Below are 6,750 nucleotides of genomic sequence, written 5' to 3'. Positions count from 1 at the left end.
TCATGGGGCGACTGGCAGCGCAGCGGACTTCGGAGCCCCATGAAGACTCAACACACCCCTTACCGGGTTGCCCGTGACTTGCTCCGGATCAGTAAACTTCCGCGATCATGCAGCGGAGTGAGCCGCCTGCCTTTTCGATTTCGTCGAGCTCGACGGCGTGCAGCGAGAAACCCCAGGCCTCGAGGGCGGCCAGGCTCTGCGGGCGCAGGGCGTCGGCGCCGGTCTGGCTCATGAACAGGTCGGTGTCGGTCAGGGCGATGCAGTTGGCGGCGAAGGCGTTCTTCTCGGCCTCGTCCAGCAGCAGGGTGCGGCCGGGGTAGGCCTGGGCGATGGCCTCGGCGGCCAGCGGCTCTGCCAGGCCGCCGGGGTGCAGCACGCAGGCGCGGTTGGCCAGCACCGACATCACCACGTTGGTGTGGTACTCGTCCGGCTGCAGGTCGAAGGCGAAGGTCAGCTGCAGGCCGAAGGCCTTGTGCATGGCCTCAAGGCCGGCCTCGTCGACGCGATTGCTCATGCCGCAAAAACCCATGCCGCGCGCGCGGTCGATGATCATCGCGCCGGTCAGTTCACCCACGCCGTCGCCCGTCGACAGGTCCACCAGGCGCCGGCCCTGCTCTTCTGTGAAGTAGTCGCGGATATCCTGGCGCCGCGCTTCGCGCTGCCGCGTGGGGTGAAACATGCGCCCGACGATCAGCCGCCCCGGCGTGGTGGCAAAGACATTGTTGGGAAAGATGTCGTCCGGGGTGTCCGGGTGACCGGGGAAACGGATCACTTCCACGCCGGCGGCTTCCACCGCGCGTGCCAGCGCTTCGCCCTGGGCGCGCGCACGGTCCGGGTCCACGCTCACCTCGGTGTCCATGTAGACGTTGTCGCGCGCCGATTCCGGGTCCACCTCGAAGGCGCGCGGCATGACCATGAACACGCCTTTGGGCAGCGCCGGGCCGGATGGCTTCGGCAGCGTCAGCAGCGCGTCCAGGAACGCGGCGGGGGTACGCGTGATCATGCCGCCTGCACCTCGCGCATCGCCGCCAGCGCGCCGTCCAGCAGCCCGGTATCGGCGTCATCGCGGTGCGCATTCTCGCTCAGGTAGCGGCGCCAGGCGCGGGCGCCGGGCTGGCCGCCGAACAGGCCCAGCATGTGGCGGGTAGCGTGCTTCACCGGCACGCCGGCCGTGGCCAGGCGCTCCAGGTAGGCCGTCATCGCCGGCAGTACGTCTTCGGGCGCTTCCGGACCACCGCCGCCCAGCAGCGCGTGCTGGCAGCGCGCCAGCACCCACGGGTCGTGATAGGCCGCGCGCCCCAGCATCACGCCGTCGACCTGCGCCAGGTGTTCGGTCACCTGGTCCACGGTCTCGACGCCGCCGTTCAGCACCACGGTCAGGTGCGGCATCTCCTGCTTCAGCCGGTAGACCCAGTCGTGGTGCAGCGGCGGCACGTCGCGGTTTTCCTTGGGGCTCAGGCCGGCCAGGAAGGCGATGCGCGCGTGCGCGATCACCGTGTCCACGCCCGTGCCGTCGGTCACTCGGCCGACGAAATCACGGAAATAGTCATAGCTGTACAGTTCGTCGACACCCAGCCGGGTCTTGACCGTCACCGGCACGTCGACGACATCGGCCATGGCCTTCAGGCCATCGCGCACGGTGTCCGGCTCCTTCATCAGGCAGGCGCCAAACCGCCCCTTCTGCACCCGGTCCGACGGGCAACCGACATTCAGGTTGATCTCGTCGTAGCCGTAATCCACGGCCACCTTCGCGCTGGCGGCCAGGTCAGCCGGCTCGCTGCCGCCCAGCTGCAACGCCACCGGGTGTTCCTCGGGGTTGTAGGCCAGCAGCCGCTCGCGATCGCCATGCAGCACGGCGCCGGTGGTGACCATCTCGGTATACAGCAGCGCCGACGGCGCCAGGCGCCGATGGAAATAGCGGCAGTGGCGGTCGGTCCAGGCCATCATCGGTGCCACCGAAAGCCGGCTGGAGTCCTTGTCGTGTGTGTACGTCATGGGCGGGGCCATGGCGGGCGGGTGCCCTTACCTAGTTCTTCACGTCCAGGAGGTGAATCTCGAACATCATCCAGGCGTTGCCGGGGATGGGGCCGCGGCCGCGTTTTCCGTAGCCGAGTTCGGGCGGGATCAGGAAGACAAACTTGCTGTCCACCGGCATCAGCTGGATGCCCTCTTCCCAGCCCTCGACGGTCTTGCGCAGCTGGATGACCAGCGGCTCGCCCCACTCGTAGGTGGTGTCGAACTGGCGCCCGTCTTCCAGGAAGCCGCGATACAGCACGGTGACCTTGCTCTTGCGGCTCTCCGGCTTGGGGCCGGTGCCCATCTTGATGACCTTGTACTGCAGGCCGGACTCGGTGGTGTGGACTTCCTGCGAATAGCCGTGCCAGCGCTTGAAGCCCTGCTCACTGGGCGGCGGCGCGCCCACGGCGGGCTCATCGGCGAATTCGTTGGCGGTAGCCGTGGCGACGGCGAACAGGCCGGCCAACAGCAGCGCCAGGCTGGCGAACGTCAGGATATTGCGGGCGTGGACTGGCTGGGTCATGCGGTCTTCCGGATTTAGCGTGAACCGCCCCATTATCCGATGAATGCCCCCGGCGGTCACCCCGGGGGCGTCCAGCCGAATCGTTCAGGCGCCGGCCTGGCCCACCACGCGCACGCGGAAGCCCAGCGCCTGGCTTAGCGCCACCATCTCCTCGAAGATGTCGCCGTAGGCCACGGCCACGTGGTTGCTCTGGTAGTGCGCCATCAGCGTCTCCTGCGAGCAGCCCAGGTCCGCCATCATCAGCGGCCACTGCGGCGTGGTGCCGTCCCAGTAATGGCGCACGCGCTCCTCGGGCAGCTCGACCACCTCGCCGCGGCCGATGTCCATGACGATCTCGTCACCGCTCAGCCAGGCGCGCGCCCAGGTCATCTCGCCCGGCTTGCTCAGGCCCGCGAAGGTGCCGCCCGGGTTGGGGAAATACATGCTCGGCTGGCGCCACGAATGCACGCCTTCGAGCGAATCCGGGTCGTGGTTGAAGGCGTAGGCGCCGCAGCTGCCGGAGTTCAGCAGCACCCACAGGAAACGACCGTTCTCTTCGCCACCCCAGCGCACGTCGTGGAACATCACCGCCTCGTGCAGGCCGCGTTTTCGCAGGATGCGCTTCATCATCTCCATCGGCACCACGTTGCCCTGGTCGGCCTCGGTGGCGGTGATCAGCGGGCTGCCGTCGGATTCCGGGCGGCAGGCCGAGTTCAGCAGTCCCTCGCAGAAATCACTGGGCGTGGTCACCGGGATCAGGCCCAGCTGGTACTGCCAGCCGATGCAGTCGGCCTTGAACTCGTGCGCCAGGTCCAGCGCGGCGAAGTACAGGCGCAGCTGCTCGCGGGTGCTGTCGGGGGTGAAGTCCCCGGCGCCGTCTTCGCCCCAGTGGAAGGTCACACCCTTCTCCTTGACGAAATCGAAGGCCTTTTCGACGCGCCCGGCGTCGATGGCGGCGGCGCGGCCAGGTAGCCAGGCCTGGTCGACCTTGTGCTCGGTGAAACCGTGGCGCAGCAGGCGGCGGTAGCCGAAATAGCCGTTGACCATGCCCATCGAGGTATCGCCCAGCATCAGCACCAGGATGCGCCGGCGCTCGATCTCGGCGGCCAGCTCGTCGGCGATGGCCTGCGCAGCGTCACCGACTGAAGGCGCACCGTGCAACTCGCCCTCGTCGTAGTGGATCTCGCCGGTCTCGCACCAGGTTTCCAGCCGGGCCATGAAGGCGTCATCGGTGGTCCAGTCGGCGGCCTCGGTCCAGGCGCGTGAGTGCTTGCGGCCCACGGACTCCAGGCAGGCGCCGGTGTTCAGCAGGCCCACCAGGCCCGGGAAGGTGCCGTCGAAATTGGACGCCAGCAGCAGCGGGTTGTCCTTGCCGGCCACGCCGTCGACGGTGTGCGGGCCATACACCCAGTGCACGAACAGGCCGATCATCGGGTCGTCGATGGGGCCCAGCTTCTCGATGGCGTCGGCAGGCCGGGCCATGAAGCCCTCCACCAGGTACGGGTCGCGGCCCAGGCGCTTCAGCGCCGCGGTCATCTGCGCGGTGGCCTCGCGCGCCAGCGGCAGGGCGAGTTCGTTGGGCTTGTCCCGGTAATCACCGGGCCAGAACAGGGCTATCTTTTTTGACATCGAATCATCCTTGGAAAACGGGCAGGCCGATCACGTTGTACGGCAGCAACAGTACCGCCACGGCCAGGGCAGCAATGCCGGCGGTGACGGCCAGCAGGCGGGCCCCGCCGCGCAGGCGGCCGGACAGCACCGCGAGTAACGTCACGATGGCGGACAGTAACAGCCCATTGGCGGCGATGACAAACACGGTAACGCGCGTGGCATGGCCGGCGAACCAGCTGCTCATCAAGGTCTCGCCTGCCGGCAGCGCGAGCGTCGCGCAGGCCGTCATCACCGCACCGGCGATACCGACACCGACCACGCCCAGGCGCGGCCAGCCGCGGTGACGGGGCGCGCGCCAGGCCAGCGCCAGAAGACCGAGAAGGGTCAGCGGCACGAGCAGGTGGATGGCGATGGCATGCCACTTGGGGTTGGCCCAGGCGGGCACACGGGTGAAGGTAAAGATGCCGATATCGGGCACCAGCACCGGCTGGTCGGTCTCCGGCGCCGACATGCGCGCGAATCGCGGCCGGGTCGGTGCATCGAACACCCAGCCACCCTGGCCGTCGGCGCGCCAGGGCGCGGCGCCGGCGATGCTGACACCGCCATCGGCGGCCTGCACCTGCAGCGGTGACTCGAAAAACACCAGCGCCGACAGCGCCTCGACCGTATCAAACGGCCGGCGGTCGGCCCGGTAGAGGCCGGCAATCTCCCGGGGAGAGCCGTCCAGCCCGGCCGCCGGCATCGGCCGACGCGGGCCAAACACCGCCGCCAGGAACTGGTCATGCGTGGCAGCCGCGCTGGCGATACCGGCCGATGGCGGCGGCGCCAGCGATGGCCTGGCGGCTCGAAGGAAACGCGTCGTCAGCGACTCCGGCGCCGGCTCGGACAGGATGCTCATGAAGAACCCGGCATCCTGGTCCGGCAGCAGGGTCATCCAGGTATGGAAGCCCGGCCAGTTGCCACCATGCGAGATCACTCGCTGGCCGGCCCAGTCCTGAAGGAAGAATGTCATGCCCATACGCCCCTGGCCGCTGGCGTTCTCGGCCAGCACGGCCCAGGCGGCCCGGCGCACGCCATCACCCAGGTCGCCATCGTGCCCCAGGTAGGCGTTCATGTAGCGCGCCATGTCTTTGACCGTCGAGACGATGGAGCCGGTCTGCGCGATGGCCGGGTTGATGGCGGTGAACGGTACCGGACCAGCCAAACCATCGGCATCCAGGTAGCCGGGGCTGCCCAGTCCCTCGGGCTCGGCCAGGTCGACCGGTAGCTCGGTATCGCGCATGCCCAGGGGACGGAAGATGCGCTCGTCCATGGCCTCTTCCATTGACTGCCCGGTAATGTCCTCGATGATCCAGCCCAGCGTGGCGACGCCGAAATTCGAGTACACCACGCGGGTGCCGGCCGGGCGGGCGAATTCGGGGCGCAATGATTCGATCACCTCCGCGCTGGCCGGTACCGGCACGGGGGTGTCGGCGCCGATAAACCAGAAGCGGTCGGCGAAGCCCGCGGTGTGGGTCAGCAGGTGCCGCAGCGTGATGACCGTGCCGTCGTTGTCGGGCAGCTGGATCCGCCGCAGGTACCGGTTGGCGGGCGTGTCGACACCCTCAATCCGCCCTTCCTGGATGAGTTGCGCGATGATCGTTGCGGTAAAGGTCTTGGTGGTCGAGCCGATGCGCACCCGGGTCGTGGCCGGGTCGGCCGGCGCGCCGGTCTCGATATCCGCCGCGCCATAGCCGCGGCTGAACAGCAGCTCACCCCCCTGCACGAAGCCAACCACGGCGCCGGTAAGCTGGTGATTTTCGAGCGCGGCCTGGAAATACCTGTCGGACCATTCGCGGACGGTGTCGGCGTCAAGGCGGGGTTCGGCCGGGGCGCCAGTGTTCTCGGCCAGAACGACCGGCGAAAACAACACCTGGAAACCTGCGATCGCGATCGCCGTAATTATCATATATGAAAAATTTTTCATAACGTGGATAATAGCAGTCACCCCGAGTTGTGCAAACGGTCAAACCACGATGCCCGAAGCGCCCCGCGACAACACCAGCAAGCCAAACACGGTAGGCCAGGGCATACGTCGCCGCCGCACTGCGCTGGGCTGGGCCCTGAAGGACCTGAGCCAGGCCAGCGGCGTACCGCTGTCGACACTGTCAAAGGTCGAAACCGGGGCCATGTCGCTGAAGATCGAGAAGCTGCTGGATGTGTGCGCCGCGCTGGGTATCGATGTCATGGACCTGGTTGCCCCGGGGGAACGGCCCGCCGGCGAACCGGAACCGGTCACCGGGCGGCGCGCGATCACGCAGTCGGCAACGGCGCCGGAGACGGTCACCGCCAACGCGGTCTACCGCCATCACGCCCACGATTTCGCCCACCGTCGCATGACGCCCAGCGTCATCCACCTGCAACCCGGCCATGAGCCGGAACTGGTGCGCCACCGCGGCGAGGAATTCATCTACGTGCTCGATGGACGCGTCGAGGTACTCACCGAGTTTTACACCCCCACGGTGCTGGAGACCGGCGACAGCATCTATATCGACGCCAACATGGCCCACAACGTCCGCGCCCTGGACGGCCAGCCGGCCCGGGTGCTCAACATCGCGGCGGCCCGCCCGGCGTGAAGGTGC

General features: G+C 67.9%; 6 protein-coding genes. 1 reads left to right on the top strand and 5 read right to left on the bottom strand.

The features are described from left to right. Window positions 1-88 precede the first annotated feature (88 nt). From F3N42_RS15205 to F3N42_RS15185, 5 genes are all read right to left on the bottom strand, one after another. The gene (locus F3N42_RS15205) at window positions 89-1,003 is read right to left on the bottom strand and encodes an arginine deiminase-related protein (RefSeq protein WP_150865685.1); all 915 of its coding nucleotides are present in this window, start codon (window positions 1,001-1,003) and stop codon (window positions 89-91) included. Beyond that, the gene (gene dusA / locus F3N42_RS15200) at window positions 1,000-1,995 is read right to left on the bottom strand and encodes a tRNA dihydrouridine(20/20a) synthase DusA (RefSeq protein WP_191621475.1); all 996 of its coding nucleotides are present in this window, start codon (window positions 1,993-1,995) and stop codon (window positions 1,000-1,002) included. Before dusA ends, F3N42_RS15205 begins: the two co-directional genes overlap by 4 nt. A gap of 31 nt (window positions 1,996-2,026) precedes the next feature. Next, on the bottom strand, window positions 2,027-2,539 hold the full coding sequence (locus F3N42_RS15195; protein ID WP_191621474.1) for an FKBP-type peptidyl-prolyl cis-trans isomerase: 513 nt from the start codon (window positions 2,537-2,539) through the stop codon (window positions 2,027-2,029). 84 nt (window positions 2,540-2,623) lie between these two features. After that, window positions 2,624-4,147: a fucose isomerase gene (locus F3N42_RS15190; RefSeq protein WP_150865677.1), complete on the bottom strand. Its 1,524-nt coding sequence runs from the start codon at window positions 4,145-4,147 to the stop codon at window positions 2,624-2,626. Between the two features lie 4 nt (window positions 4,148-4,151). Continuing rightward, entirely contained in the window at window positions 4,152-6,077 is a 1,926-nt protein-coding gene (locus F3N42_RS15185) for a serine hydrolase domain-containing protein (protein ID WP_191621473.1), read from the bottom strand. 67 nt (window positions 6,078-6,144) lie between these two features. On the opposite strand from F3N42_RS15185, the gene F3N42_RS15180 reads away from it, so the two are divergent. Continuing rightward, entirely contained in the window at window positions 6,145-6,744 is a 600-nt protein-coding gene (locus tag F3N42_RS15180; RefSeq protein WP_150865671.1) for a helix-turn-helix domain-containing protein, read from the top strand. Window positions 6,745-6,750 lie beyond the last annotated feature (6 nt).

The sequence above is a fragment of the Marinihelvus fidelis genome (assembly GCF_008725655.1).
In the GTDB taxonomy this organism is placed as follows: Bacteria; Pseudomonadota; Gammaproteobacteria; order Xanthomonadales; family SZUA-36; genus Marinihelvus; species Marinihelvus fidelis.
This window is presented reverse-complemented; position numbering and strand designations above follow the sequence as displayed.

What these genes read in the sequence shown, in the direction of transcription:
- F3N42_RS15205 (WP_150865685.1), bottom strand. Translation starts at nt 1,003, where the DNA reads ATGATCACGCGTACCCCCGCCGCGTTCCTGGACGCGCTGCTGACGCTG.
- dusA (WP_191621475.1), bottom strand. Translation starts at nt 1,995, where the DNA reads ATGACGTACACACACGACAAGGACTCCAGCCGGCTTTCGGTGGCACCG.
- F3N42_RS15195 (WP_191621474.1), bottom strand. Translation starts at nt 2,539, where the DNA reads ATGACCCAGCCAGTCCACGCCCGCAATATCCTGACGTTCGCCAGCCTG.
- F3N42_RS15190 (WP_150865677.1), bottom strand. Translation starts at nt 4,147, where the DNA reads ATGTCAAAAAAGATAGCCCTGTTCTGGCCCGGTGATTACCGGGACAAG.
- F3N42_RS15185 (WP_191621473.1), bottom strand. Translation starts at nt 6,077, where the DNA reads ATGATAATTACGGCGATCGCGATCGCAGGTTTCCAGGTGTTGTTTTCG.
- F3N42_RS15180 (WP_150865671.1), top strand. Translation starts at nt 6,145, where the DNA reads ATGCCCGAAGCGCCCCGCGACAACACCAGCAAGCCAAACACGGTAGGC.